Annotated in this window: 26 protein-coding genes; 11 read left to right on the top strand and 15 right to left on the bottom strand. The window is 45.1% G+C overall.

What is annotated here, in order from left to right:
• Window positions 1-38: 38 nt before the first annotated feature.
• The 6 genes from gap to GZN30_RS02980 all read left to right on the top strand — a co-directional run bounded on the left by gap (window position 39) and on the right by GZN30_RS02980 (window position 6,566).
• Complete coding sequence (gene gap / locus GZN30_RS03005; RefSeq protein ID WP_075651793.1) at window positions 39-1,034, top strand: type I glyceraldehyde-3-phosphate dehydrogenase; 996 nt, start codon at window positions 39-41, stop codon at window positions 1,032-1,034.
• Window positions 1,035-1,183: 149 nt separating this feature from the next.
• Complete coding sequence (locus GZN30_RS03000) at window positions 1,184-2,065, top strand: D-hexose-6-phosphate mutarotase (protein ID WP_075651791.1); 882 nt, start codon at window positions 1,184-1,186, stop codon at window positions 2,063-2,065.
• Between the two features lie 106 nt (window positions 2,066-2,171).
• Window positions 2,172-2,990, top strand: a complete 819-nt coding sequence (gene rlmA / locus GZN30_RS02995; RefSeq protein WP_075651789.1) for a 23S rRNA (guanine(745)-N(1))-methyltransferase — start codon at window positions 2,172-2,174, stop codon at window positions 2,988-2,990.
• A gap of 124 nt (window positions 2,991-3,114) precedes the next feature.
• Complete coding sequence (locus tag GZN30_RS02990) at window positions 3,115-4,056, top strand: ChaN family lipoprotein (RefSeq protein ID WP_075651787.1); 942 nt, start codon at window positions 3,115-3,117, stop codon at window positions 4,054-4,056.
• Window positions 4,057-4,220: 164 nt separating this feature from the next.
• Window positions 4,221-4,565 carry a hypothetical protein gene (locus tag GZN30_RS02985; RefSeq protein ID WP_075651785.1) on the top strand — a complete coding sequence of 115 codons (345 nt, stop codon included), beginning with the start codon at window positions 4,221-4,223 and terminating at the stop codon, window positions 4,563-4,565.
• Window positions 4,566-4,685: 120 nt separating this feature from the next.
• Window positions 4,686-6,566, top strand: a complete 1,881-nt coding sequence (locus tag GZN30_RS02980) for a BCCT family transporter (RefSeq protein WP_075651783.1) — start codon at window positions 4,686-4,688, stop codon at window positions 6,564-6,566.
• Window positions 6,567-6,761: 195 nt separating this feature from the next.
• On the opposite strand, the gene GZN30_RS02975 is transcribed toward GZN30_RS02980, so the two are convergent.
• Both GZN30_RS02975 and GZN30_RS02970 read right to left on the bottom strand, forming a co-directional pair.
• The gene (locus GZN30_RS02975) at window positions 6,762-8,417 is read right to left on the bottom strand and encodes a mechanosensitive ion channel domain-containing protein (protein ID WP_075651781.1); all 1,656 of its coding nucleotides are present in this window, start codon (window positions 8,415-8,417) and stop codon (window positions 6,762-6,764) included.
• A gap of 199 nt (window positions 8,418-8,616) precedes the next feature.
• The gene (locus GZN30_RS02970; protein ID WP_075651779.1) at window positions 8,617-9,054 is read right to left on the bottom strand and encodes a YcgN family cysteine cluster protein; all 438 of its coding nucleotides are present in this window, start codon (window positions 9,052-9,054) and stop codon (window positions 8,617-8,619) included.
• A gap of 132 nt (window positions 9,055-9,186) precedes the next feature.
• On the opposite strand from GZN30_RS02970, the gene GZN30_RS02965 reads away from it, so the two are divergent.
• A complete protein-coding gene (locus GZN30_RS02965; RefSeq protein WP_075651777.1) occupies window positions 9,187-9,438 on the top strand; it encodes a GlsB/YeaQ/YmgE family stress response membrane protein in 252 nt (83 codons plus the stop codon).
• 143 nt (window positions 9,439-9,581) lie between these two features.
• Window positions 9,582-9,881, top strand: a complete 300-nt coding sequence (locus tag GZN30_RS02960) for a YkgJ family cysteine cluster protein (protein ID WP_083627209.1) — start codon at window positions 9,582-9,584, stop codon at window positions 9,879-9,881.
• A gap of 72 nt (window positions 9,882-9,953) precedes the next feature.
• On the opposite strand, the gene GZN30_RS02955 is transcribed toward GZN30_RS02960, so the two are convergent.
• From GZN30_RS02955 to GZN30_RS02945, 3 genes are all read right to left on the bottom strand, one after another.
• Complete coding sequence (locus GZN30_RS02955; protein ID WP_075651775.1) at window positions 9,954-10,934, bottom strand: aldo/keto reductase; 981 nt, start codon at window positions 10,932-10,934, stop codon at window positions 9,954-9,956.
• 14 nt (window positions 10,935-10,948) lie between these two features.
• Window positions 10,949-12,283, bottom strand: coding sequence for a 6-phospho-alpha-glucosidase (locus tag GZN30_RS02950; protein ID WP_075651772.1), 1,335 nt, complete (start codon window positions 12,281-12,283; stop codon window positions 10,949-10,951).
• 186 nt (window positions 12,284-12,469) lie between these two features.
• A complete protein-coding gene (locus GZN30_RS02945; RefSeq protein WP_075651821.1) occupies window positions 12,470-13,168 on the bottom strand; it encodes a GntR family transcriptional regulator in 699 nt (232 codons plus the stop codon).
• Window positions 13,169-13,387: 219 nt separating this feature from the next.
• Here GZN30_RS02945 and GZN30_RS02940 point away from each other — a divergent pair, with 219 nt between their 5' ends.
• Window positions 13,388-14,965: a PTS transporter subunit EIIC gene (locus tag GZN30_RS02940; protein WP_075652722.1), complete on the top strand. Its 1,578-nt coding sequence runs from the start codon at window positions 13,388-13,390 to the stop codon at window positions 14,963-14,965.
• A 104-nt stretch (window positions 14,966-15,069) separates the two neighbouring features.
• Here GZN30_RS02940 and GZN30_RS21430 read toward each other — a convergent pair whose 3' ends face one another.
• The 5 genes from GZN30_RS21430 to GZN30_RS02920 form a co-directional block, all read right to left on the bottom strand.
• Window positions 15,070-15,195 carry a hypothetical protein gene (locus GZN30_RS21430; protein WP_269472796.1) on the bottom strand — a complete coding sequence of 42 codons (126 nt, stop codon included), beginning with the start codon at window positions 15,193-15,195 and terminating at the stop codon, window positions 15,070-15,072.
• Window positions 15,192-15,596, bottom strand: a complete 405-nt coding sequence (locus GZN30_RS02935; RefSeq protein ID WP_161987025.1) for a hypothetical protein — start codon at window positions 15,594-15,596, stop codon at window positions 15,192-15,194. Before GZN30_RS02935 ends, GZN30_RS21430 begins: the two co-directional genes overlap by 4 nt.
• A gap of 218 nt (window positions 15,597-15,814) precedes the next feature.
• Window positions 15,815-16,102: a SemiSWEET transporter gene (locus GZN30_RS02930; protein WP_075652724.1), complete on the bottom strand. Its 288-nt coding sequence runs from the start codon at window positions 16,100-16,102 to the stop codon at window positions 15,815-15,817.
• Between the two features lie 74 nt (window positions 16,103-16,176).
• A complete protein-coding gene (locus GZN30_RS02925) occupies window positions 16,177-17,514 on the bottom strand; it encodes a 6-phospho-alpha-glucosidase (RefSeq protein ID WP_075652725.1) in 1,338 nt (445 codons plus the stop codon).
• An 84-nt stretch (window positions 17,515-17,598) separates the two neighbouring features.
• Entirely contained in the window at window positions 17,599-19,221 is a 1,623-nt protein-coding gene (locus GZN30_RS02920; protein WP_075652726.1) for an alpha-glucoside-specific PTS transporter subunit IIBC, read from the bottom strand.
• 286 nt (window positions 19,222-19,507) lie between these two features.
• On the opposite strand from GZN30_RS02920, the gene GZN30_RS02915 reads away from it, so the two are divergent.
• Window positions 19,508-20,209: a GntR family transcriptional regulator gene (locus GZN30_RS02915; RefSeq protein WP_075652727.1), complete on the top strand. Its 702-nt coding sequence runs from the start codon at window positions 19,508-19,510 to the stop codon at window positions 20,207-20,209.
• A gap of 147 nt (window positions 20,210-20,356) precedes the next feature.
• On the opposite strand, the gene GZN30_RS02910 is transcribed toward GZN30_RS02915, so the two are convergent.
• Together GZN30_RS02910 and GZN30_RS02905 are read right to left on the bottom strand one after the other, a co-directional pair.
• Window positions 20,357-21,013, bottom strand: a complete 657-nt coding sequence (locus tag GZN30_RS02910; protein WP_075652728.1) for a helix-turn-helix transcriptional regulator — start codon at window positions 21,011-21,013, stop codon at window positions 20,357-20,359.
• A 312-nt stretch (window positions 21,014-21,325) separates the two neighbouring features.
• Window positions 21,326-21,706, bottom strand: a complete 381-nt coding sequence (locus GZN30_RS02905) for a RidA family protein (protein WP_075652729.1) — start codon at window positions 21,704-21,706, stop codon at window positions 21,326-21,328.
• 303 nt (window positions 21,707-22,009) lie between these two features.
• Between GZN30_RS02905 and aqpZ the strand changes: the two genes are divergently transcribed.
• A complete protein-coding gene (aqpZ, locus tag GZN30_RS02900) occupies window positions 22,010-22,702 on the top strand; it encodes an aquaporin Z (RefSeq protein ID WP_075652730.1) in 693 nt (230 codons plus the stop codon).
• Between the two features lie 651 nt (window positions 22,703-23,353).
• Here the strand turns inward: aqpZ and recR are convergent.
• The 3 genes from recR to dnaX all read right to left on the bottom strand — a co-directional run bounded on the left by recR (window position 23,354) and on the right by dnaX (window position 26,621).
• On the bottom strand, window positions 23,354-23,953 hold the full coding sequence (recR, locus tag GZN30_RS02895; protein WP_075649826.1) for a recombination mediator RecR: 600 nt from the start codon (window positions 23,951-23,953) through the stop codon (window positions 23,354-23,356).
• 17 nt (window positions 23,954-23,970) lie between these two features.
• On the bottom strand, window positions 23,971-24,300 hold the full coding sequence (locus GZN30_RS02890; protein WP_075649825.1) for a YbaB/EbfC family nucleoid-associated protein: 330 nt from the start codon (window positions 24,298-24,300) through the stop codon (window positions 23,971-23,973).
• Between the two features lie 104 nt (window positions 24,301-24,404).
• A complete protein-coding gene (gene dnaX / locus GZN30_RS02885) occupies window positions 24,405-26,621 on the bottom strand; it encodes a DNA polymerase III subunit gamma/tau (protein ID WP_075649824.1) in 2,217 nt (738 codons plus the stop codon).
• Between the last annotated feature and the right edge of the window lie 7 nt (window positions 26,622-26,628).

Raw genomic sequence — 26,628 nt, 5'->3', positions numbered from 1 at the left:
TTATCTTTAATCAGAAATTAAGTTGTGGAGCAACTATAATGACTATCAAAGTAGGTATTAACGGTTTCGGCCGTATCGGTCGTTTCGTATTCCGTGCAGCGCAAGAGCGCAACGACATCGAAGTTGTAGGTATTAACGACCTTATCGACGTAGATTACATGGCATACATGCTGAAGTACGACTCAACTCACGGCCGTTTCAACGGTACTGTTGAAGTTGAAGGCGGTAACCTAATCGTTAACGGCAAAACTGTACGTGTAACTGCTGAGCGTAACCCAGAAGATCTAAAATGGGATGCAATCGGTGTTGACGTAGTAGCTGAAGCAACTGGTCTATTCCTAGACGACGCTACAGCTCGTAAACACATCACAGCTGGTGCTAAGAAAGTAGTTCTTACTGGTCCTTCAAAAGACGCTACTCCAATGTTCGTAATGGGTGTTAACCACACTTCTTACGCTGGTCAAGACATCGTTTCTAACGCTTCTTGTACTACTAACTGTCTAGCGCCTATCGCTAAAGTTCTTAACGACAAGTTCGGTATCGAATCTGGTCTTATGACTACAGTTCACGCAACTACAGCTACTCAAAAAACTGTAGACGGTCCTTCTGCTAAAGACTGGCGCGGTGGTCGTGGTGCTTCTCAAAACATCATCCCATCATCAACTGGTGCTGCTAAAGCTGTAGGCGTTGTTCTTCCAGAACTAAACGGCAAACTAACTGGTATGGCTTTCCGCGTACCAACTGCTAACGTTTCTGTAGTTGACCTAACAGTTAACCTTAAGAACGGCGCATCTTACGAAGCTATCTGTGCAGCAATGAAAGAAGCTTCTGAAGGCGAACTAAAAGGCGTTCTAGGTTACACTGAAGATGCAGTAGTTTCTCAAGACTTCATCGGTGAAGTTCAAACTTCTGTATTCGATGCTAAAGCTGGTATCGCTCTAACTGATAACTTCGTTAAAGTTGTATCTTGGTACGACAACGAAATCGGTTACTCAAACAAAGTTCTAGACCTAATCGCACACGTTTCTAAGTAATTTTTACTGAAACTATGATTAGTGAACTTATGTTTGAAACATAAGTTAGACAAAAGGCGGCTCTCGAGTCGCCTTTTTAGTATCTGAAATTCCTGCAAAAGATTACATTAGATAATTGTCATCACACGTAAAATTTAAGGATTTGCTAGATGGATTTACTCTCTCTACCGACTGTTTCGGTTCTTTCTGACAACGTCACTATCGTTGAGCAAGACCAAGTAAAAATCGTCCGTGTTATCCACGACAAAGCCACTGCGGGTATCGCCTTACACGGCGGTCATGTGGTGTCTTACCAACCAGCGGGTCAGCAAGATCTGATTTGGATGAGTGACAAGGCTATTTTTGATGGTAAGGCTGCTTTACGCGGCGGCATTCCTGTTTGCTGGCCTTGGTTTGGTCGAATTGCTGCACCAGCCCACGGCTTTGCCCGTACATCTGAATGGGAATTGGTTGAACACCGTGAAAACGACAACGGTGTGATCGTCGAGCTTGCGCTATTCCCAACCGAAGAGACGCATGACATTTGGCCAAATATGTTTGATGCGCGCCTACTGGTCGAAGTGGGTGACGAGCTGAAAGTTACGTTGAAAGTCACCAACATTGATGACCATGAGTGGACTTTCTCTGGAGCGTTACACACTTACTTAAATGTCGGTGATATTCTGCAAGCAGAAACCACAGGTATGGGTGGTGAGTACATTGATAGTCTACTTGAAAATCAAGTATGCCAAGGCGGTGATACACTGGTATTAACTGACACTATCGACCGCGTATACACCAAACCTGAAGCGCAAATCAAAGTAGAAGATAAAGTGCTGAACCGTACGTTGACTATCGAAAACAGCGGGCACAACTCAGCGGTGCTTTGGAACCCTTGGTCACAAGGTGCACAAGGCATGACTGATATGGCGGATGATGGTTATAAAACCATGTTATGCGTAGAGTCGACTGTTCACGCACCGTCTATCCAGCAAGGTATTACCCTGCAACCTGATCAAAGCTATGAACTAAGCACGGTTATCTCTGCTTAATTCCTGCTAATGAGCCAGCAAAATCGCTGGCTCTTTTGATCGCCTCTTTTGCCCTTGGCGCTTTCTTGCTAGACTCTGCCGCCTAAATTCATCTGTTGAGCTTGTTATGTCTTATCAATGCCCTCTTTGCCATCAATCGCTTTCATTCGCTGAGCGCACTTACCGCTGTAGCAACAACCACAGTTTTGACCTCGCCAAAGAAGGCTATGTCAATCTTATGCCAGTGCAACACAAGCGCTCAAAAGATCCAGGCGATAACAAAGAGATGATGCAAGCTCGTCGTCGTTTCCTTGAAAAAGACTACTACCAGCCAATGAAGCAGGCGGTAGCAACGCTGTGCGCAGAGTACCTGAAAGGGACCACTCACCAATTACTTGATATCGGCTGTGGCGAAGGTTACTACACTGATGAAGTAGCCGCACAATTAAAGCAACAAAACGCCCAAGCGGAAGTTTTTGGTCTCGACATTTCAAAAGTCGCGATCCGCTACGCAGCCAAGCGTTACCCAAATTGCCAGTTCACCGTTGCTTCTAGCCATCGCTTACCTTTCTCAGAGCAAAGCCTTGACGCAATTTTGCGTATCTATGCACCTTGTAAAGCAGAAGAGCTAGCCCGCACCCTCAAAGACGGTGGCATCGTTATCACTGTCACGCCTGCTGGTCGTCACTTGTATCAACTACGTGAACATATCTACCAAGATGTGCGCTTACACAGTGAAGCTGCGGAAGATTTGGCGGGTTTCACACTAGAGCACGAACAAAAGCTGAACTACGTGATGGATCTTGCCCAAGGCGATGGCTTTAATTTGCTGCAAATGACACCATTTGCGTGGAAGGCAACGGACGAGCTGCGTAATATGCTGAAAACCGCTGATCATTTTGCTTGTGAAGCTGACTTTATGATCCGTATTTATCGCAAAGGCTAATCTGCTACTGCACTCCTCTGGCGAACTATTTGCATCTTAACTGAGCCCTATTTAAGCTAAAAGAGTATTAAGTAATTTGGTATTCACTATCAAGTTACTCACTTTTGTTCATGGATAGGGCTTTATGCTAAAGAACTTACTACCGATACTCATTGCGCTGCCCCTTTTAGGCTGCGCCAACACCTCTCTCAACAGCAGTGAACACGCGCCTATCGCCAGCTTTTATGACTACCAGCTCTATTCGCCTAGTGCTCAATCGATTTCGCTAGAGCAATTCACCACGAAAGTGAAGAGTGCAGATGTGATATTGGTGGGTGAATGGCATACCCATTCCGCCATTCATCGCTTTCAAACCGATCTACTCAAACAGTTAGTGCAAGACGAAACAAAAATCGCGCTCTCAATGGAGCAGTTTACCCGCGATAAACAAAGTATTATTGATCAATACTTAGCCGGAGAAATTGGTGAGCAACCACTAATAAAACAAGGCAATGCTTGGCCTAATTACGAAAGTGACTATCGTCCACTGATCGAGTTTGCCAAAACAAATCAAGTAGACGTTATCGCAGCCAACGCGCCACGCGCTATCGTTCGCTGCATTGGTAGAGTCGGCAAAACTTATGTAGAAAAGCTGCCGTTAGAGCAAAAAAAATGGGTTGCTGCAGAGATAAATACTGACCAATCACCGTACAAAGCCAAATTTATGCAATCCATGCATCATGGTGAGACTGAGCAAAGCGAAAAGCACTTTGCCGCACAAATGACATGGGATGAAACCATGGCAGAGAGTATCGTTAGTTACCTGGCGGAAAACCCAACACATCAAGTGATGCACATCGCAGGCAAATTTCACATTGAGGGCGGTCTTGGTACCAAAGCCAGTATTCTGCGCCGCAATCCCAATCTAAACGTTATTGTTGTCACGCCAGTCACTGAATTGACGCCAGATTCCGATGATTACTTGCTCAATGTATTACCCCCACCTCTGCGTTACGTACAACAAGAAAATCGCATCAAAGCCATCCAAGCGATGGGACATAGTCGTAAGCCGATTAGCTGTGATTAAGATTCTGTTGACTCTAAATGGGGTGCTAAGCAAATAAATTTCGCTCTATGCTTATATTGGCTCAATTTTTGCTGATAAAAAATTCATCAGTTGTAGCTATATTTCGCACAAGTTTTTCACGCCTCGGTCGATACAATAGCTGAGGAATGTTAAAGGAGAAATTTATGACGCCAGTAGGAATGGGGCCAGCATCGCTGACGCCAACCCAACAGGTCACACCTCAAGCCAAGACTGCCGAGGTAGGTACTAGCTCTGCACCACTTAAAGTGGAGCAAAACACTGTGACGCTGTCTGACGAAGGGAAAGCACTGCTTGCCGCACTGCAAGAACTGGAAAAAGAGTCGAAACCAGAAAAATCTGTCGGTGATAAAGTGGAATCATTTGCCGCTGGCGCACTAGGTATGGACCACCCTGACACGATCAAAGAGGAAGAAGACGATTCTTACTCGGCAGGGCAGTTTGTTTCCGCTGCGGCAACCATTGGTGGTTTATTACTCATGCTTGCCTAATCACAACGATTAGGCAAGCTTTAAACATTTTTAATCTTCACGGTAAAATCTGTCGTTTGTCGACAATAAGCTCATATGAACATAATGGTCTAGTAATAGACTTTATGGATGAAGCTTACTATGAAAGACTCGTTTTCTTTGATCGACAAACCCACGTTCTTTGGCGCAATCGGCATGTTGCTGTCAGTGGTCCTTCCGCTGATGATTTTCCCTGAGCAAGGTGCCGAATGGATCGCAATCGCGAAAACCTTTATGACCGACAAGCTCGGTTTCCTCTACCTCGCGCTGGGTTTAGGCGCTTTCTTCTTTATGATCTATGTTGTCTTCAGCGACATGGGTCAAATCAAACTTGGCGAAGCTAACGAAAAGCCGGAGTTTTCCACCGTCTCATGGGCGGCAATGCTATTTTGTGGCGGTATCGGTGCCAGTATTCTCTACTGGGGCTGTATTGAGTGGGCTTATTACTATCAATCCCCTCCTTTCCAACTCGAACCTGGTAGTGAAGAAGCTGTTCGCTGGGCGGCTACCTACGGCATATTCCACTGGGGACCAATCGCTTGGGCTATTTACCTAATCCCTGCCCTACCAATTGCTTACTTCTACTACGTGCGTAAACAGCCTGTGCTGAAAGTATCCAGTGCCCTTATGCCTGTACTAGGTGAAACTCGCAGTAAAGGCGCGGCTGGTAAAATCGTAGATGTGTTATTTATCTTCGGTTTACTTGGCGGTGCAGCAACCAGTTTAGGTTTAGCGGCTCCTCTGATCGGTGAAGGTCTCAATTACTTATTTGGAATTCCAAAAAATACGTTTAGCCAAGTGATGGTGTTGCTGATCTGTACAGCCATCTTCGCGTACTCTTCCTATGCGGGTTTAGAAAAAGGCATCAAGATACTCAGCAATATTAACTTCTGGGGCGCAATGGGCTTACTGGCATTTATCTTAATCGCCGGTCCAACCATTTTTATGTTAGAAACAGGTCTCGATTCAATTGGTCGTATGCTGTCTAACTTCTTCGTTATGGCGACTTGGGCTGAGCCTTTTGGAGGCTATGGCTCATTTGAAGATACCCACTTCCCACAAGACTGGACCATTTTCTACTGGGCATGGTGGTTGGTGTTTGCGCCAAGCATGGGGCTGTTCGTTGCCCGTATTTCACGTGGTCGCACCATCAAGCAAATGGTGTCGGGCTCGATCTTCTTTGGTTCATTAGGCTGCTTCCTATTCTTTATGGTGCTCGGCAACTACGGTCTGTCGTTGCAACTTTCGGGCGAGTTAGATGTGGTCGGCATTTTAAATGCGGAAGGGGCAACCAAAGCGATCTTCTCAATGCTAGAAGCGCTACCAATGGGCACACTGGTTATCGCAGTATTTACCGTGCTGTGTATTATTTTTACCGCGACGACGTTTGATTCTATCTCCTACATTCTTGCATCTGTGGTGCAAAACAACGTCACTGAGGAACCGATGCGCTGGAACCGTATGTTCTGGGCATTTACCCTATCATTCTTACCAACCGTACTCATGTTTATGGGCGGTCTCAGCACCTTACAAACCGCCGCGATTGTGGGTGGCTTACCGCTACTTGGTATCTCTGTGATGCTAATGGTGTCTGCGGTACGAGCTACCTCACTCGATCTGCGCCATCAAGAGGATTACGTTGAACCAACGATTAACATTGAAGAGCTACCTGATATCGATCCTTGGTCATCAGAAGGTATGGCATTAGCACGCTTTGAAAAAGCTCGCGATACTGCACAGGAAGCTGCTGAAGCGGAACGTCTGGCGATGAATGAACTTATGGTGGTACGTAAACAGATCCGCGCTTTTGCTCTTGAGCACAGCCTAGATGAGCATTTTAGTGACCATCATTTACCGCAAGAGCTGCAAGATGCGTTGCAACAGGCGCAAGATAATGTCGCTAAAGCCAAGGAATATAAACAACAAGCTTCGGAATTGTCACAACAAGCTCGTATGGACTTTAATGATTTAATTCCAAGCTAAAGAATTGAGGCTCGGTGGTTCGCCATATCACCAAGTTTCGATGTGAACTAATGGCTCTATGAGCCATTCTTCTCTTCTCCTTCCGTAAGTCAAAGCCCACTTCTGTGGGCTTTTTTTGATCGTTCGCAATGATTGACGCTCAATAAAAAACGTCTCGGGTAAGCCGAGACGTTTGCTAATACACTTTCTGGTTAATTAAGCGTTTTGCTTCTCAACCATATGCAGATGAACATCTTGTTGCGGGAATGGGATCGAGATGCCTTCACGGTCAAAACGCAGTTTCACCTCTTTGGTGACGTCCCAATAGACATCCCAATAATCGTCTGTTTTCACCCAAGGGCGGACAATGAAATCAATCGAAGATGTATTTAGCACATGCACTTTGATCATTGGCTCAGGTGTGCGCAGTACCGATGGATGCGAAGTAACAATATCCATAAGTACCGATTCCGCTTTGAGTAAGTCATCGCCGTAACCGATGCCAAATACCATATCGACGCGGCGAATACGCTCATGAGTCACGTTTTTAATCACATCACCCCAAATCTTACTGTTCGGCACAATGATAATTTGGTTATCGAAGGTACGGATCGTGGTGTTGACTAAACTCATATGGCTTACCTTGCCATCCACGCCACCAGCGTAAACAAAATCACCCACATCAAATGGACGATAAATCAGTAGCATCATACCTGCAGCGAAGTTCGATAACGTGTCTTGCAACGCAAAACCGATAATCACACCCGCGATACCAAAACCGGTTAGGATTGGCGCAAGGTTCAAGCCTATCTGCGACAAACCTACCATAATACCGATGATCCACACCGCTTTGCCTGACATCGAGACAAAGAAGTCTTGCATCAATTGCGACATCTTGAGGTTTTTAGACGATACGGTTTTGGTGACAATTTTGCGTGCAATGTTTGCCAAGCCCTTGGCGATCAGCAAAATCAGCGCAAACACCATCAGCTGGAAAAGGTGTTGTGGCGCGTTATCAACCAACCAATCCAAAGCGTTACTTGACCAATTTGAGATGATCGCCCAGATCACTTTGGTATTAAGCAGATCATGAGTGATGTTACCCGTCACCTCAAATGCTAAACGCTTATAATCTGACGTTTGCAGCCCTAAATGGTCACCAATGACAATCAGGTCGCGTAAGCTCTTGGTTGCGATATCAAGACGTTGTTTAAGAATTAACTGGTTGAGCTGTATTGCCGCCTTTTCTGATTCTGGGCTTGTTGCTAGCTGACTAGTCGTAAACTCATGTTGCTGGTTGAGATACTCAATCGATGCAGACAGCAAACGTAAACGTGTATTGGTCGCATCACTTAGGCTTTCTTCTAACTTAGTATCCGGTTTTTCTAAGTCTTTAAGCCAATTTATATTTTGCCAACTCGCCTGATAGGTCGAATCAAGGTAGAACTGCAGTTCTCGGTAATGATTGATTAACGAGAGTTTATCTTCCGTTTTCGCTTCATTAATTTGTTGATTTATCGCTTTGATTTTTTCATCTAAAAAGCTGCGCGCGCCTTGAGAATATTTGATCTGCTGCTTAATTTGCTTTAGCAATACATCCTCGGGCAAACCTTTATGGTTCACTGCAATCGCTAACTGACTACGTAAATCTTCATTTTTTTGAAAAAGCTGCAATTGAATCGCATCACGCTCGTCACCGGTCGCCGTTTTCAGACTCTGGGTTAAATCCACGATATCTTGGTTGATAGACTCAATAGCGAGCTCTGCTTTTGACGGCTCTGGGGGTGTTTGCGCTTGCTGAGCAAAACCAGTGATTGAGAAAAAACTAATAAACAGTGCAAGAAAAAGATTCTTACTCGAAATGAATGACATATACACCTCACTTGCCAAGCTAGTCATAACAGTCTAGCTGCATCCATTCAACGCCACATCAGGTTGTGGTCAAAAGTAAGTGTAGTGTTAATAAAAAACTTTAACTGTGATTTTACTTGGCAGAGATTTAAATTCTCTTAAGAAATTTTCACTATCAGAAAAACAAAAAAGGCTTACTAACGTAAGCCTTTTCAATCAATTAACGATTGGGATGATTCAGGATGTGGTCTTCCCAGTTCACTACTTCAATCTCGTAAACCACTTTATTGCGTACGCTCTCGCCGGCTTTATGCATGGCTGACTTTGAGCCTGTGATCAGTGGATGCCACTCAGGAAGTTGCTCACCATTCGCCAGAAGGCGGTACGCGCATGTGTGCGGTAGCCACTGGAAGTCCTCGATATCTTCACGAGTCAACTTGGTGCAGTCTTCATCTGAGGTAAAGCGGTTTTCGTAATCTTTACACGCACACGTTTTGGTATTTAACCAGCTACACGCCACATTGGTGTAGTAAATCTCGTCGGTGTCTTCGTCCATGAGTTTATGCAGGCAGCACTTACCACAACCATCACAAAGTGCTTCCCACTCTTGATCGTTCATCTGCTCTAGGGTTTTCGTTTGCCAAAATTGTTCGCTCATAAACTCATACTTCGATTCCAAACAGGGTGCGATTTATACTCCTCCAAGCCAATAAGTTCAAGTCTAGCGCAACAATAAGCCATCTGTTCTATCCTTATAACGTCATTTCGACTTATTGATAAAGGAGTAAACATGGGAGTTATTTCATGGATTATTCTCGGCTTAATTGCCGGAGCTCTCGCTAAATGGTTAATGCCTGGTGATGACGGTGGTGGTTGGATTGCCACAATGGTGCTCGGTATTGCTGGTGCGTTTGTCGGTGGTTTTGTCGGCGGTTTCTTCGGCTTTGGCGGTGCTGACGGCGTCAATATAGGCAGCATTGTTACCGCAACACTTGGGGCTTTTATCCTGCTCTTTGTCTACAACCGATTCATTCGCGGCTAAGTGTAATCGGTATAATAAAGCTTGCACTCTATTCTTAGCCCCGCAAGGGGCTTTGTCATCACATAGACTAGTAACCAATCCAACATTGCTCTAGAATCGCCCCTCTTTACGATTCCAACTGATTTATTGCTCGAGGTGCCAGCATGACTATTTCAACTATCGATGTTTCTGATTGGTCACCGTGTATCTCAGCCAAACTGAATCGAGGCTGCGGCGCTTGCTGTATTGCCCCTTCGATTAGCTCTCCCATTCCAGGTATGCCAAACGGCAAACCAGCCGGAGTACGCTGTATTCAACTCAATGAAAAGAATCTCTGTAAGATCTTCGGTCAGCCTGAACGCCCTAAAGTCTGCTCGGCCTTTGATAGTGATGATGCCATTTGCGCTGGCGGACCTGATAAAGCACTGGAGATCTTGCTCGACCTTGAAGGTGCAACCAACTAGCTTGCAGAGATAAAAAAATCTCGCCGGGAGGCGAGATTTTGATTTAGGCGAGTGGACGTGCGATGCAAACGCTTATTTAAGGTTCCACTTCGCAACAATTTCTTCAGCACGCTTCAGAAGTTCGATGCTTGAAGTTGATTGTACAAATGCCGCATTGTCACGTACTTGCTCTTGCGTGTACGCACCAGCGATCACCGGACCGACTTCCTCTTGAGCAACTAACCAGTGAATAGCAAGATGCGCAAGTGGGATATTGGCTTCTTTTGCTAGCACTTTCAGCTCTTCAACACAGTTGAAGTATGGTTCAAATGCTTCACCGTTTAGTTTCGGGTTATTACGGCGGTCATCGTTTTCATCCCAGTTGCCGCTGCGCTTTAACGTACCCGTTAGCAAACCTTGCATTAGCGGTGAGTAAGGCAAGTACTTCATATCGTGCTGGTTACAGAAAGGTAGAGCTTCTTCACGCGCACGGTATTGCAGTGGAATGTTGTGGTAATGCTCTGGATTCTGCTCAAGCAAATTGTACAAGCCTTGGAACGTCGCCACTTCCACGCCAGCCATCATTTCACGCGTCATGTCCAGTGAGTAGTTAGAGACACCCACGTGGCGGATCTTACCTTGCTTTTTAAGTTCAGCTAGCGCTTCAGCCGTCTCGCTGATTGGCGTATTAGGATCTGGCCAGTGCACTTGATACAAGTCGATATAATCGGTTTGTAGACGAGTTAGTGAGTCATCGATCTCTTTAAAGATGCTCTCTTTAGTTAGATCTTTGCGCGTCTTCTTACGCTCGTCTTGTGACCAAGGCAAACCACATTTCGTCGCGATGATGATTGACTCACGCTTTTCATCTTTCAGTGCTTTACCTAGTACTGTTTCAGCGTGACCTTTGCCATAAACTGGTGCAACATCGAAGAAGTTAATACCCGTATCAATTGCCGTTTTAATCGCGCGGATTGACTCATCATCCGTCACGTTGTTCCAAGTACCACCGATAGCCCAGCAGCCAAAGCCTACTGCTGATGCGTTCATATCTTTAATTTGTTTGAATTTCATAATTCTAAATTCCGTTATTTAAGCTCTGGCCAGTAACCTTTATTCGCTTCGATCATTTCATCAAGGATCAGCTTAGCAACACGTGCTGAAGGAATGGTCTTGTTCAATGCAAATGCTTGTAACGCTTTTTCGTATGAGCCTTCCAGAGCCGCGTCTACTAGACATTTTTCAGACATCAATTGTTGCATAAGCATACCTTGGTAGAAGTGTGGCACTTCGCCGACTTGAATTGGGTAAACTTTGTCACGACCGAGCAGAGCTGGTACTTCTACCATTGCATCATCCGGTAGACCTTTGATTAAACCATTGTTTGGAATGATCACTAGCCATTTTTGACGTAGATCGTAAGCCATAGACATGGCTACGTCAGCAATAAACTCGCCATGCACACCTACGTGGAATTTGCCTTCAACGTTGCCGTCAGATGCTTTGATTTGTTCAATCGCTTCAAACATCTTCTTCTCACGACCTTCCATTACTTCGTTTGCACGAGTACGCTCTGGGTTAGATTGCTCAACAATCTCATCCGCCATGAGGTAGTACTGTAGGTAGGTGTTTGGTAAGTACTCAGGGAACATCTGTACCAGCGGCTTAGTGTTCTTAAATGTCTTGATCCAAGATGGCTCTGAGTGACAAGCATTCTCCACTTCTTGCTCTGTGAGCATGCCGAACTTTTGAATATGTTCGCGTAACGCCGGTAGTTTTTCTTCGCCATCCACTTTCACTGAAGTAAACCAACCGTAGTGGTTTAGACCGAAGTACTCAACATCAAGCTCGTAACGGTTTACACCAAGAATATTAGACAGGTTACGCTCAATAGCTACCGGCATATCACAGATATTCAGTACGCGTGAGTTTGGACGTAGACGGTTAACTGCATCTGCTACGATTGCAGCTGGGTTTGAGTAGTTCAGCATCCAACACGTTGGCTTAGCAAAGCGCTCCATATAATCGATAAGTTCAACCATAGGGAAAATAGTACGCATACCATAAGCGAGACCACCAGCACCACAGGTTTCTTGACCAACACAACCATGACGTAGTGGGATCTTCTCATCTTGCTCACGCATTTTGTATTGACCAACGCGGATTTGAGCGAAAACGAAATCTGCATGAGAGAACGCCACTTCAGGCTCTGTCGTGACAGTTAAGTTCACGTGTGGAGCGTGCGTTTTCACTACGTAGTCTACTAGCACTGCTACATTGTCTTGACGCTCAGCATCGATGTCGTAAAGACGAATTTCTGCGATTGGGAAGTCCTCGCCTTTCATCAATAGCGCTTTAACAATCCCAGCTGTGTAAGTAGAACCGCCGCCAGCAATAGCAATAATTTGTGGTTGTTTGTTCATAACCATCCTCGAGCAAATATCAGTAATTCATTATTCTTTAAAGGTTATATTTCATATGACCTATTTCTTAATTGGTCCCATCCTATCCTCAAGATAAAACATGACAAATAATTAAAGTGGATAATGTGATCTCAGCGCATTTATTTCGAGTATTGGTTATGGATATATTAAATTTGAAATACCAATTTAGCGTGGCAAGTAAATAGCGAGTTTGTGTGCATCTGGATGGAACCATGCTTCGGTATAATCAAATCGGCGACCATCTTTTAGATTGGAGACCGAACGCAAATTCATTACCGGATGGCTCTTGTCCATATCCAAAAGTTTCATCAAGGCTTCATCAGGCTCAACCGCCGTAAACTCTTGGCGACTGCCTTCAATTTGCATGCCTTTATCTCGCTCAACATAATCAAATTTTGACTTCTCTAAAGTTGAGATATTTAAGTCGGGAAACAGTGCTACCGGCATATAGCTATCTTCAACAATTCTAGGAAAATCATCGATATACTTAACTCTTCTGATGTAATAAAGCGGCTCACTATCTTCGATATCGAGCATTTTATGTATTGCGGGACTATCGGTAACCATACTGAATTGAAACACTTTATAGCGCACCGCTTTGTTGCAACTGCCCAATATCTCACTGGTGCCCGCTAAGCCTCTCAGCTCGTGGGAGTATTGTTTACCTAGCACATAAGTGCCTGAGCCTCGACGTTTCTCAACCAAATTCAACTTAACCAGTTCATCTACTGCTTTACGAATGGTGATACGGCTAACGTCATAGCCCGCAATTAACTGCCTTTCTGTTGGCAGCGCGGTCCCCACTTCATACACCCCGCTATTTATCTTTTGTTTAAGATCATCCAAGACCTTTTTGTATAACATTTTATTGATAACTCCAAAGTAAAGGTTATATGAAATATAAGATAACATGACATATTAAATTATAGATAGGTTATATATCACAAATATTAACTCTCTAAGTTGTCATGACATTTTTAGACAATAAAGTACTCAGCAACCTACTAAGGAATGACAGCTTGTCGTTTACTGCGCATTGGCTGCCATCTAGAAAAATTACTAATAATTAATCGAGACAAAAACATGAACAAGGAAGCAATCACCACTTACCTCAGTGATTTATCACGGGCAATGTTGGCTCCTATTTACGTACTGCCGCTAGTCGGCTTTGTTATCGCGATTGGCGCTGCTGTGACTAACCCGGGAATTGTTGAACTATTGCCATTTTTAGATGCACCTTTTTTCAAGGGTATGGGGGAAGTTCTGGTTTGGTCTACACTGAGTGTGCTGATCAACCTACACATTATCTTTGCGGTTGGTATTTCTGTCGGTCTAGCGAAGAAAGATAAGCATCTGGCTGGCTTTAACGCCATGATCCTCTACTTCGTTTATCTCTACACCATGAACACCTACATGAAGTTCAATGGTCTACTGATTGATGGCGATCTAGGAGGTACCGGTCAAGCCAGTATTATGGGCTTACAGGTTGTTGATACTGGTATTTTCGTTGGTATGCTGATTGGTATCATCAATGCCTACTTCCACAATAAATACAGCCAAAAGGTATTGAGTGGCGCGCTGTCACTTTATGGGGAATCTCGCTTGGTGCTGATCATCATGCTGCCAATTACCATTGGTCTTGGTTTATTGTTTGCCCATATCTGGCCACCAGTACAACAAGTAATTTTCCAATTTGGTGAGAACATTCGTGGAGCAGGCTCCATGGGTGTGGGTGTTTATGGTTTCCTTGAGCGTATTTTGATCCCAACCGGTCTGCATCACCTACTTTGGGTACCAATGCACTTCACCGATCTGGGCGGTTGCCAAGTGATTGCCGAGCAAACTTACTGTGGTGTAGAAAACATTTTCCTTGCTGAAATTGGTGACCCAGAGACAGCTCGCCTATCTAGCTCAATCATTTTTGACTCACGCAGCCTAGTGAAGATCTTTGGTCTAACCGGTGCTGGTCTTGCGATGTACCACTGCGCTGATGCGGACAAACGTGAAAAAGTAAAAGCGATTGTGTTCCCTGCTATCGCGTCATCTATCTTGGTGGGTGTCACTGAACCGATTGAATTCTCTTTCCTGTTTGTTGCACCAATTCTATTTGTTGTACACGCAATTCTAACCGGTCTGTTTATGTCTCTACTGGCGGTATTCGATATCGTTGCAGTGGGTAAAGGTGGTCTGATTGACTTTATCGTTTACAACGTACCACTAGGTACTGAGAAAACTGATTGGCCATATTACCTCTTAATGGGTCTGGTTCAGTTAGCGGTTTACTACGTCGTGTTCCGTGCGCTTATCACCAAGCTAAACCTAAAAACGCTCGGGCGTGGTGAAGCAGAAATGAAGCTGCACAACAAAGCGGATTACAAAGCGAAACAACAAGACCAAGCGATTGATGCGGCGGCGGGGCAATACAACTCAGCGGCGATTATCAAAGGTCTGGGCGGTAAAGAGAACATCATTGATGTGCAAAACTGCTACACTCGCCTTCGTGTTGAAGTACGAGACCCAGAACTGGTCAATGAAGCCATTATTCGTGAATCAAACCCTATGGGTGTGGTACTCAAAGGCACCAGCATTCAAATCATCTTCGGTAGCCACGTTGCGTCAGTAAGACAAGAAGTGAATGAACACTTACAAGTGATGGCTTGATGATTCACACTCAAAAAGCTTAGAACGCCGCACTCCAAGATACGAGAGTCGAGAGTCGAGAATATGAGAGTCGAAAGGAACTTCTTCTCGGCTCTTTTCTTTGTCTAGGATGCAGGATCTTTCTTTATGTACCCGCTCCTGGCGCTCAGTTCCCTCTCCTCCCCAGATCTCATCTCTTTCTCTTTCTCTTTCTCCTCTCTCTGGTCTCCTTCCTCCTTCTCTGCTCTCATTTCTCATTTCTCCAATAAGAAACAAACACCCAAATAAAGAACAGCATAAACACCAAGTCGTTAAGACCATAGATTGAGTAAAACAAACCAGCGAACAAATCTTGTTGGTAAACGTCGGCGAGACTATTGCTGTTTATCCAACGTAGCCAAGCGACCACATACACCAACTTCTCTAGAGAAAACGCAGCCGCTAACCAAGTTAAATTCGATGATATCGTTGCCGCGCCAAGATAGGCCCCCCCCCATACCATAATCATCAGCAAGCCAAAGTTAGACATAACCACTGGATCAAACTGGTTGATCACTTGATTGGTCAAGCCGCGTGAAAAGAGCAATACTCCGCCAATATTCATCCCAGCTGCGGCAATAAACCCCCATTTAACCTTGTTGCTATGCGTCATCTCATCGCTCCAAATTCTGTTCTATCCAAATCAGTTCGCCTCAAGCAGGACATTTACTACAAAATATAGGTAGCCACACCATACCGCGCTATGGTTGATTCAAACTAATTGATAGAAACAAGCATGTTAGGTAAGTCTAATAAGCCAGAAAAAGAAAAAAGCCAGAGGGTATCTGGCTTCGGTGGGGGGGATATTTCATTAAGGAGCAAGAATAGTCGCTAAGCACTCACGGGAGACGCTTTCTTATTACGCATTACATCACGAATTTTGAGCAGTAAAATCATACTCGCAAGCAGCAGCGTAATCGCATTAGCGACAATAATTGGCCAATCTTGCATTGTAATGCCGTACACCAGCCACAGAAACACACCAAAAACAAAGCAACTGTACATCGCCAAAGAAATCGATTTGGTATCGCTGGTTTTTAAGATGTGAAGTACTTGAGGAACAAAAGAACACGTCGTACAAAACGCCGCAACGTAGCCAAGAACAGTAATATCTATCATCTACTTATACCCAAGATAAGTCGTTCGACAAAAAAAATGCCCCGCTTATGCAGGGCATTCGTCAGCGTTTAGGCTTATTTCATTTCAACCCAGAACTCTTTGTTCGCTTCTAATAGGTCGTCTAGAATCGCTTTCGCAACTGTCGCACTTGGAATCGTTGCAGACAGAGTAAGCGCTTGCCATAGTCGTTGTTTAGACTGTTCTACGTGAGCTTGAACAACCAGTTTTTCTACCGATACTTGTTGGCTCATCATACCTTTTTGGAACTCAGGGATTTCACCAATTTGTAGCGGTTTCGCACCCGTGTTATCAACGATACATGGGATTTCAACCATTGCTGTTGGGTCAAAGTTGCTGATAGCACCATTGTTAGGAACAATCAGTAGCATGCGCTCTTTGGTATTGAATGCAATCGCTGTTGCAAGGTCAACAATGTAAGACGCGTGTTCTTCAACCTCGATCGTTGTATCTACCGCGGTACCCGCAGCGATAATGCGGTGACACTCTGTAAACACTTCTTTCTCACGACCTTCCATAACTTCGTTAGCACGAGTGAACTCTTTATTTGAGTGCTCTACTACATAGTCTGGGTACATGTAGTATTTTAGGTAAGTGTTCGGAATTGTTTCCGGGTCTAGTGCGTATACATCACGTACCTTGATAAAGGTCTCTTTCCAAGATTCATCTGTGTGCTGAGCACCATTCATCGCGCTTGGTGGTAGGTAACCAAACTCTTTGATGTACTCTTTGATGCGTGGCATCAAATCTTCACCCGTTTGTGCATCTTTAAACTCTTTCCACCAACCGAAGTGGTTTAGACCGTAGTACATGATGTCGAACTGTTTACGATCTTCGTAACCCAAGATTTCTGCGATACGCGTTTCGATACCAATTGGCATGTCACAGATGTTCAGTACTTTTGAGTTTGGACGCATTACACGGCAAGCTTCAGCAACGATAGCGGCTGGGTTTGAGTAGTTCAGCATCCAAGCGTTTGGTGAGTATTTTTCCATGTAATCGATCATTTCGATTACCGCTGGGATAGAGCGTAGACCGTAAGCCATACCACCAGCACCACAAGTTTCTTGACCTACACAGCCGTGGCGTAGAGGGATCTTCTCATCTTGCTCGCGCATTGCGTATAGACCAGCACGGATGTGCGCCATACAGAAATCGATGTCAGTGAACGCTTCTTCTGGATCAGTGGTGTAAGAGAACTCGATGTGTGGAGCACGTTCTTTAAGGAGGATCTTACACGCTTCAGCGACTGTTTCCTGACGCGATGCAAAGTTATCGTAGAATTTCAGCTTACGAATCGGAAAACGCTCTTGGTTTTCAAGTAGCATCATCACGATACCTGGTGTGAATGTTGAACCGCCGCCTGCAATAACTACTGAGAATTCTTTTTTCATGATATGCCTCTTTTATATTGGGCGGCGTCTAACCGCCCATTCGATAATTGTTGAAAATAAAGTTGGTAAATTTTGTTGTTTGTTTTAACTAGCCGGACTCGGTGTTAGCTCATCCATTTGTTGTTCTGTTTTATAAACGTCCACTATCTTTTCGCATTCTTCACGCAATTGCGGGACGCTTAAGCCAATGATTACTTGCACTGCGTTGCCGTTTTTCACTAAGTTCACTGCGCCAGTACTCATAAAGTATTCTGCTGATTCAACCTTGGCTGGGTCTTTCACCGTGACACGTAGTCGCGTTGCACAGTTGCTCAAGTCAGCGATATTTTCTACACCACCCAATCCCTCGATTGTCTCTACTGCTTGGATTTGCAGTGGGCTAACTTGTGCACCTTTTGGTGTAATACCGTGTTTCTTGTTGAAATCGTCTTTAGTGTGAAGTTTCATTTCCGCATCACCACGACCAGCAATTGGCACATCAAACTTGATGATCAAGAACTTGAATACGACGTAGTAAATCACGGTGAAACATAGACCAATCGCGATTTGCGTCACCACCATACTGGTGTGGTTACCCAGTAGTGGAATCCAGTTACCTGTCACGAATTCGATTAAACCACCACCCATGTTGCCGACTACGCCAAAGCTGTACATCACCATAGCCATCGTGCCTGCTAGTACTGCATGAATGGCAAATAACCAAGGCGCAATAAATAGGAAGGTAAATTCAAGTGGCTCGGTAATACCCACTAACACTGCAGTAAACGTCGCAGGAATCAGTAGAGCAGCGACCTTTTTACGGTTTTCTGGTTTTGCGGTGTGGTACATTGCTAAGGCGATACCTGCACAGCCAAATACTTTTGAGTTACCGTGGAGAGAGAAACCACCAGCCGGGAACAGTTCCTTCATACTTTGACTTGATTGAGTAAACGCTTCTAAGTTAGTGAACCAATCAACCGTAATACCATTAGGCGTCACTACGTTGCCAAACTGGAACGGGGTATAAATAAAGTGATGCAGACCTGTTGGGATCAAGATTCGTTCTAGTGCAGTAAATAGCCACACACCAAACGCACCAGATTCGACGAAAAATGTTTGTAAACCTAAAATACCGTGTTGAATCGAAGGCCATACATAAAGGGTTAACCAAGCCGCTGGCAGCATGGCAAAGAAAGAGATCATCGCGACAAACGAGGCACCTTGGAAAATACCTAGGTAAGCCGGTAGCTGCTTTTCAAATGTACGGTTGTGAATCCAAGTCACTAGACCTGAGATGATAATTGCACCAAAAATACCAGTATCTATGGTCTTGATACCTGCAATTTCAGTGAGACCTGACGTGCCGCCAATCGGTTGTGAGAAATCCACACCAAAGAATTCACCCCAGAAGCCACCCATCGCACCAACAAAGTAGTTAAAGGTTAAGTAAGAAACCATGACCACCATAACTGCGCGAGCGTGAGCTGTTTTTGCTAAGCCAATTGGCAAGCCAACTGCGAATAAAAGCGCCATATTGCGGAAGATGGTCCAGCCTCCCTCTTCTATGACTTGTAACACTTGATAATACAGACCGTTTTTATCAGCTAGATCGCCAACAAAAATCGGGTTTTTAAGAACAATGGTCAATCCGACTAATATCCCAACAAACGGGAACAGCAAGACCGGTGTGAACATTGCTCCGCCTAATCGTTGTATCGCACTCAACATGGGCAGGGTCCTTAATTTGTTATATATCTTTTTCAGAGTGTTCCGTCTTTCGACAAGGTTTAAATTACTCCCACAAAACAGATATGACAAATATAAGATATGTTAAACGTGATCAATGACAAATAAGAGATGTATTTTGAGATTTTGCTCAATATTTAGCACCAATGAATAACAATTAATCGCATTCTTACTTTAAACCTCTAATTTAAATGTGTGATAGAGCTCAAAGGTTATTGATTTGTACCATTAAAACGTGCTAGATTTGGACTCTTAAGAGAGGTGCAATATGCTTTATAAGAAGGTGATGCAAGATTTACGTTCTCGCATCGATTCAGAAGAATTCTCAATTGGTGATACGTTACCAACTGAAAAAGAGTTAATCGCGCATTACTCCGTAAGCAGAATTACTATTCGTAAGGCTATCGATGAGTTAGTGGCACTTGGCATGGTCGAAAAGCGCCAAGGCGCCGGTACAACGATTATCGGTAAAACCATGATTAGCTCTATGCTGGCGCTAAAAAGTACCAAAGAATATGTCGGTGACCCTGCGATTAAACTGGAATATAAAATTTGCGAATTTTCGTTGATTGATCCAGATGAAGACTTAGCCGAGATCCTAAAGATCGATATGGATGAAAAGGTCTACTTTATCCGTCGCTTTAAATTAGTTAACGGCGTACCTTGCGTCTATGAAGACTCTTACATGCCTGCGGCGATGTATCCGAAAATGAATGTGATGTCTTTGGAGGACTCTAAATACAGCTATCTAGAGCAGGAGCTGGGGTTTGAAATTGATGGTGCTTACCAAGACTTTGAAGCCATCATGCCCGATGAACATATGTGTGAAACATTGCAAGTCGACGCGAATAAACCACTGATGTGTATTTTATCTACGGGTATTCTGAAAGATGGTCGCGTATTTGAATACACCAAAATCACCTCTAAACCAGGTTCAACCTCATACAGACACTATCTAAAACGAGGTTAATAACTTAGGAGTCTAGTGATAACAAACTAGGCTCTTGATCAACCTTTGTCGCGCGATCAGAAACAAAAATCGCCCCGAAAGGCGATTGTTTGTGCTTATTTTACCGATGTAAAAATTATCGGTTTAATAGGATACCGTCAAAGAACACTATCCATTGTTACCCAATTCACGTAGGTATAGGTAAATCGTATCTCGCGAAATACCCAATTGATTTGCAACCATCAGCACCGCATCTTTAATTTTAAATACGCCCAAACCATGTAAGCGTGTCACAACCTCTCGATTACGTTTTGAAGGGGCAATCGCTTCATTTTGCCAAACTTCGGTTTGCACCGAATCGATGGTACTTTCAATCGTCTCATCAATGTTTCTGGCAAAAGTCTCAGGCGATGTGATCTCCAATTCATTATCGGTACGAGGTGGCAATAACGTTTTTAGAAATGACTGAATAGGTGCATCCATATCAACGTTAATACACAACAGACCGATCGGCTTATTTTTTGGGTTTCTAACGATGGTTGTAATAGAGTGCAATGTCTTGCCGCATTGAGTTTTAGTCAAATACGAATCAGAAACATCTTTGCCCTCTTTTAGTTTCATTAAAGCTAAGTTAGTAATTGGCGCACCTTCGCCTCGTTCTGTCACATGGCCGTTCGCGATTTTTATGATAGCCGGAGATTCGGCATCTAAGCTGTGGAGCACGACTTCGGTATGTTCGCCATACATGCGAGCAATTCCATCAACCACGTTTTTCATCGAGTGAAGGATATCTAAATCACTTTTGGTCAGTTTTTTAATTTCCAATGTACTTACCTTAGCTAAAATAAATGGGGCTTGAAAACAGACTCCAGCAATCGGCTGTAATGAATCATGTAGTCAAGCCCAAGCTCACCATAATGTGTAACTCTTCGCTTACTATACCTTGATAAAATAACCAAGGTTGTTGATGACTCTCACTTTCCTCTAGAAGTTGCAGCAAGCGCTATCTCATTTTCAATCCTTAAAAACTCGATAGCTGATACATAGCGCGTATCTATGTACGAGGGAATCATTCTATTGCTGCCAAATTACCCTTTAGTGGACAGTGATTTCACCGAAGCGAATTGTGATTAACAATTATAGTTTGTGAGCAATCGCTTCAACTTCAATAAGAACGCCTAGTGGCAGATCTTTAACTGCGAAACAGCTACGAGCTGGGCAGTCAGTTTTAAAGAAATCTGCGTACACTTTGTTGAACTCAGCGAAGTCAGAAATATTTGCTAGGTAACAAGTTGTTTTAAGAACTGTGTCGATGCTACCGCCGCCTGCTTCTAGAACAAGCTTAAGGTTTGTTAGTGATTGAACGCTCTGCTCAGTGATACCACCTTCAACTACTTTACCAGTCGCGCCATCTACAGGTAGCTGACCAGAAGTAAAGATCATATCGCCACAAGAAGTACCGTGTGAGTATGGGCCAATCGCTGCTGGAGCTTGTTCCGCGCTGATCACTTTTTTCATGATTTTCCTCATATATATTTTATTTTTTTAATCAAATTGTTTTGAGAAACAACTTATCACGGGGCTATACTCTCAACAAAATATGATTAAAACAACCGAATTGGATCACATTTTGATGAAAAATCGCGTTATAACCTAAAAATCCTCAAATATTTCTGATTCCAATCCCCACAAAAAATTCAAATTAATGCGAGTTTTTAATAAAACGTCTCTGATAGAAGCAAAACCGAGGCAAGCAAATTAGGCAAAAGTGACATTCCTTGACTATGTTCAGCAGGTACTCTTACAGAGGATCCTGTCACTATGAATAAACTTCTTGCAGAAACATTTGGCACTTTTTGGTTAGTTTTAGGAGGCTGTGGTAGTGCCGTACTCGCCGCTGGATTTCCTGATGTAGGCATTGGCTTACTGGGGGTTTCACTGGCCTTTGGTTTGACGGTAGTCACTATGGCGTACGCGATCGGTCATATATCTGGTTGCCATTTAAACCCAGCGATTACCGTTGGATTGTGGGTTGGTGGTCGCTTTGCTGCCAAAGATGTCTTGCCTTATATCATCGCGCAGGTCATTGGCGGCATTATTGCAGGTGGTATTCTTTATGTCATCGCCACAGGGCAAGCTGGTTTTGATGTGCCCGCCTCTGGATTTGCGGCAAATGGCTATGGCGAACACTCGCCAGGTCAATACTCACTGGTCGCGGCTTTGGTGTGCGAAATTGTCATGACAATGATGTTTCTGCTCGTCATCATGGGCTCAACTGACTCACGTGCGCCGCAAGGCTTTGCACCACTGGCGATCGGGCTATGCTTAACCCTGATCCATCTAATTTCTATTCCGGTGACTAATACCTCGGTCAACCCAGCTCGCAGTACTGGCGTGGCTGTATTCGTAGGCGATTGGGCTGTCAGTCAGTTATGGCTATTTTGGGTCGCACCTATCATTGGCGCGGCTTTAGGCGCATTAGCTTACAAGATGATTGCGGGGGAAGAAGGGTAAAGGGAACGCGTTGCTACGGAACGCTAGCGCTACGGATTTGGGAACGCTTCGCTACGGAAAGATAAGATGGAACGCTGACGCTACGGACTCGGGAACGCTTCGCTACGGAAAGATAAGATGGAACGCTGACGCTACGGACTCGGGAACGCTGCGCTACGGAAAGATAAGATGGAACGCTGACGCTACGGACTCGGGAACGCTGCGCTACGGAAAGAGAACAAGGCACTCTGACGCTACGCTTCCACACCCGTGAGTGAGGCGTCAGCCGAGCGTTCCCACATCCCGTATCCGTAAGTGAGGTGACAGCCGAACGTTCCCAAATCCCGTATCCGTAAGTGAGGTGACAGCCGAACGTTCCCAAATCCCGCATCCGTAAGCAAGGCAACAGCCGAGCGTTCCCACATCCCGCATCCGTAAGCAAGGCGACAGCCGAGCGTTCCCACATCCCGCATCCGTAAGCAAGGCGACAGCCGAGCGTTCCCACATCCCGCATCCGTAAGCAAGGCGACAGCCGAGCGTTCCCACATCCCGCATCCGTAAGCAAGGCGACAGCCGAGCGTTCCCACATCCCGCATCCGTAAGCAAGGCGACAGCCGAGCGTTCCCACATCCCGCATCCGCTCTACAAAAAAACCGCCTTGAGGCGGTTTTTTTAAAGCTTATGGCGTCCAAGTAGCGAATGGGACAGCGTGGTTCCATCGACTAGCTCGAGCTCTCCACCTACAGGGACACCATGCGCGATGCGGCTTGCATCAACTTGGTGCTCTCGGCACAGTTCCGCGATGTAGTGAGCGGTCGCTTCACCTTCCACGGTTGGGTTGGTGGCTAGAATCACTTCTTGAATATCACCACGACGTAGGCGGTAATCAAGTACATCTAAGCCGATATCACTTGGACCAATGCCATCAAGAGGCGATAAGTGCCCCATCAGAACAAAGTATCGACCTGAGAATTGACCTGTCGCTTCCACCGCTGCGATATCAGCAGGGCTTTCGACCACACAAAGCTGACCGTTTTCTTGGCGCTTGTGATTGGTACAGATATGACAAATATCTTCTTCAGTAAAGGTACGACACTCGCTGCAGTGACCAATTTCAGTCATCGCTTGGCTTAGTGCATCAGCCAACTGTAGGCCGCCTTTTCTATCTCGCTGTAACAAATGAAAGGCCATACGTTGTGCCGACTTGGGACCAACCCCAGGTAGACAACGTAAGGCCTCCATCAATTGCTCCAGCATATGACTGGTGCGCATCTACTAACCTTCAGTGATTAGAATGGCATTTTCATGCCTGGTGGTAGTTGCATACCGCCAGTCACTTGCGCCATTTTTTCTTTTTGCGTTTCTTCTACGCGACGCGCTGCATCGTTAAATGCTGCTGCGATTAGGTCTTCAAGCATCTCTTTGTCGTCTTCCATTAGACTCTCGTCAATTTCTACACGACGTACGCTATGGCTACCAGTGATAGTCACTTTAACTAGGCCAGCACCTGACTCGCCAGTTACTTCCATATTTGCGATTTCTTCTTGAAGCTTTTGCATACGCTCTTGCATTTGCTGGGCTTGCTTCATCAGGTTGCCCATACCGCCTTTACCAAACATGTTTATCTCTCTGGTTATGCTTAGCAAAACCTTACTCAATTCAGGTTCTACTAACTGCTTGTGGTTTTAATACTTAAATGGGGTCAAAAGGCTTACTTTCAACCCTAAACTGGTCTCACGCTATCTTTATCTAGCTCCGCTGAAAAACGTCGCTCTATAAATTGTACATGAGGATCTTGTTCTAAACTGTCAAATGCCTGTTGTAATTTGCCTTGGTAGAGCGCATCACGCAGCTCTAGCGGCGTTTGGCCTTTATCGCCAATTTCGACACTCAGGTGACACTCTTCACCGAGCTCACCATTCAATGCCTCTAGCAATTCCGCTTGGGCTCGATCGGTATTTAAGTGCGCCTGCTCTGCTCGAAGGGTCAACGAAATGGTTGAACCATTCTTCTCATAAAACGAGTTCAAAGCGAGCTGCTCAACTAATTTGGCGGTATTCAAACGAGTGATTAACGCTGCCCACTCATTTTGTTCTACCGATTCGTCAGCCAATTTTTTAGCCATTTCAGGTGTCTTTTCGTGCTCTAGCGCCTGTTTAATTTGCGTTGGCGTGAGCTCGTTTTTCTCTTGCTTGACTTGCGGAGAGGTTGGCGTCCAACGATAGGCCTCATCCTTTTTCTCCTCTGTTACTGGAACAGAAGGTAAGCCATGCTTTTGCAGCGACACCTGCGCAGAACCCGCGTGTTTTTGTGCTACACGATCGAGAACTGATTCTTTCTTAGCGGCAGATGTCGCATTAGCCTTTTTTGGCGTATTACCACCAGCAGGCGTTTGACCTGTGCGTTGCGAACGCAATTGGTGGCGCAAGCCCGCCATCGATGGGCGTGCTGGCGGAGTTGACTCATGCTGCGCAGCTGGCTGAACAGGTACACTTGGTGCAGACGTAGAGCCTTGCATTGGCGCTGAGTCATACTCTTCGTAATAATCTTCTGGTGGTGGTGCTAAATCATACTCAGGCGCCATTGGGCGAGCAGTTTGCTGTTCAGTGGTTTGTTGAACAGGAGCTTGTTGAACAGAGGCTTGCTGCATCGGCTGAGGTGATTGTTGAGCAGCCGTTGGTTGTGGTGTCACATGCTGTGGCGCCACTTGCGGCGGCAGTGATGGTCGCGTTTGTGCTGCCATATTAGCAGACGGCGTTGTCGCTGCTTGCGCTTGTGTTTGAGCCGGAGCCGCTGTTACTGGAGCCGTTACCTGTGGCTCTGCACTTTGCGTAGAAATCACATTCGCACTGGCTGGAGCAGGACGAAACGCCATCATACGCAGAACAACCATCTCTAAACCAACACGTTGAGATGGGGCAAACGGTAAGTCTTGGCGACCTTTCAAGGCAATTTGGTAGTAAAGCTGCACATCTTCAGGAGAAAGCGAACGACTCAGCAATTCCACTTTTTCGGCATCAGGCTGCGCTTTATCTAATGTTGACGGCAGAGCTTGGTACATCGCGATGCGGTGCAATTGCGTCGCCAATTGGTTGAGTAGACCATCCCACTCGACGCCATTTTGCGCTAAACGCAAAATCGCATCCATTGCCGTTTGCGCTTGCTTAGACGCAATCGCTTCGAGTAGATGCAAAGCTTGATCAGTATCCAAGGTACCAAGCATGTGACTAACCAGCTCAGTTTGAACCTGACCATTACCCAGAGCAATCGCTTGGTCTGTCAGGCTCAAAGCATCACGCATACTGCCATCAGCGGCATGAGAAATCATGCCTAATGCACGCTGCTCAAAACCCACGCTTTCATGATTTAAAACGTGTTCAAGTTGCTGATGAATATCATCAACACTGATTGGCTTAAGATGGAACTGCAAACAGCGCGATAAAATAGTGACGGGCAGCTTTTGCGGATCGGTCGTCGCTAGAAGGAATTTCACATACTCAGGCGGCTCTTCAAGCGTTTTCAACAACGCGTTGAAACTGTGACGCGAAAGCATGTGCACTTCATCGATTAGATAAACTTTAAAGCGACCACGTGCAGGTTTGTACTGCACGTTATCTAACAGTTCACGAGTATCTTCCACTTTGGTGCGCGAGGCCGCATCGATCTCTAGTAAGTCAACAAAGCGACCTTCATCAATCTCACGACAAGTATCACACTGACCACAAGGCGTCGAGGTTATCCCTGTTTCACAGTTCAAACCCTTGGCAAACAAACGCCCAATGGTGGTTTTACCTACCCCTCGCGTACCACTGAACAGGTAAGCATGGTGTAAGCGGTTCTGCGCTAAAGCATTCTCTAGTGCAGTTAATACGTGGGTCTGACCAACCACTTCATTAAATTTGGTTGGTCGCCATTTTCGCGCTAAGGCAAGATAACTCATGAACTAT

It is taken from the genome of Vibrio ponticus, assembly GCF_009938225.1.
Taxonomy (GTDB): Bacteria; Pseudomonadota; Gammaproteobacteria; order Enterobacterales; family Vibrionaceae; genus Vibrio; species Vibrio ponticus.
Note: the sequence above shows the minus strand (reverse complement) of the source record. Positions and strands in the feature narration are given on the sequence as shown.

Coding starts and splice junctions, on each gene's coding strand:
- gap (WP_075651793.1), top strand. CDS start 39: ATGACTATCAAAGTAGGTATTAACGGTTTCGGCCGTATCGGTCGTTTC.
- GZN30_RS03000 (WP_075651791.1), top strand. CDS start 1,184: ATGGATTTACTCTCTCTACCGACTGTTTCGGTTCTTTCTGACAACGTC.
- rlmA (WP_075651789.1), top strand. CDS start 2,172: ATGTCTTATCAATGCCCTCTTTGCCATCAATCGCTTTCATTCGCTGAG.
- GZN30_RS02990 (WP_075651787.1), top strand. CDS start 3,115: ATGCTAAAGAACTTACTACCGATACTCATTGCGCTGCCCCTTTTAGGC.
- GZN30_RS02985 (WP_075651785.1), top strand. CDS start 4,221: ATGACGCCAGTAGGAATGGGGCCAGCATCGCTGACGCCAACCCAACAG.
- GZN30_RS02980 (WP_075651783.1), top strand. CDS start 4,686: ATGAAAGACTCGTTTTCTTTGATCGACAAACCCACGTTCTTTGGCGCA.
- GZN30_RS02975 (WP_075651781.1), bottom strand. CDS start 8,417: ATGTCATTCATTTCGAGTAAGAATCTTTTTCTTGCACTGTTTATTAGT.
- GZN30_RS02970 (WP_075651779.1), bottom strand. CDS start 9,054: ATGAGCGAACAATTTTGGCAAACGAAAACCCTAGAGCAGATGAACGAT.
- GZN30_RS02965 (WP_075651777.1), top strand. CDS start 9,187: ATGGGAGTTATTTCATGGATTATTCTCGGCTTAATTGCCGGAGCTCTC.
- GZN30_RS02960 (WP_083627209.1), top strand. CDS start 9,582: ATGACTATTTCAACTATCGATGTTTCTGATTGGTCACCGTGTATCTCA.
- GZN30_RS02955 (WP_075651775.1), bottom strand. CDS start 10,934: ATGAAATTCAAACAAATTAAAGATATGAACGCATCAGCAGTAGGCTTT.
- GZN30_RS02950 (WP_075651772.1), bottom strand. CDS start 12,283: ATGAACAAACAACCACAAATTATTGCTATTGCTGGCGGCGGTTCTACT.
- GZN30_RS02945 (WP_075651821.1), bottom strand. CDS start 13,168: ATGTTATACAAAAAGGTCTTGGATGATCTTAAACAAAAGATAAATAGC.
- GZN30_RS02940 (WP_075652722.1), top strand. CDS start 13,388: ATGAACAAGGAAGCAATCACCACTTACCTCAGTGATTTATCACGGGCA.
- GZN30_RS21430 (WP_269472796.1), bottom strand. CDS start 15,195: ATGAGAGCAGAGAAGGAGGAAGGAGACCAGAGAGAGGAGAAAGAGAAA.
- GZN30_RS02935 (WP_161987025.1), bottom strand. CDS start 15,596: ATGACGCATAGCAACAAGGTTAAATGGGGGTTTATTGCCGCAGCTGGG.
- GZN30_RS02930 (WP_075652724.1), bottom strand. CDS start 16,102: ATGATAGATATTACTGTTCTTGGCTACGTTGCGGCGTTTTGTACGACG.
- GZN30_RS02925 (WP_075652725.1), bottom strand. CDS start 17,514: ATGAAAAAAGAATTCTCAGTAGTTATTGCAGGCGGCGGTTCAACATTC.
- GZN30_RS02920 (WP_075652726.1), bottom strand. CDS start 19,221: ATGTTGAGTGCGATACAACGATTAGGCGGAGCAATGTTCACACCGGTC.
- GZN30_RS02915 (WP_075652727.1), top strand. CDS start 19,508: ATGCTTTATAAGAAGGTGATGCAAGATTTACGTTCTCGCATCGATTCA.
- GZN30_RS02905 (WP_075652729.1), bottom strand. CDS start 21,706: ATGAAAAAAGTGATCAGCGCGGAACAAGCTCCAGCAGCGATTGGCCCA.
- aqpZ (WP_075652730.1), top strand. CDS start 22,010: ATGAATAAACTTCTTGCAGAAACATTTGGCACTTTTTGGTTAGTTTTA.
- recR (WP_075649826.1), bottom strand. CDS start 23,953: ATGCGCACCAGTCATATGCTGGAGCAATTGATGGAGGCCTTACGTTGT.
- GZN30_RS02890 (WP_075649825.1), bottom strand. CDS start 24,300: ATGTTTGGTAAAGGCGGTATGGGCAACCTGATGAAGCAAGCCCAGCAA.
- dnaX (WP_075649824.1), bottom strand. CDS start 26,621: ATGAGTTATCTTGCCTTAGCGCGAAAATGGCGACCAACCAAATTTAAT.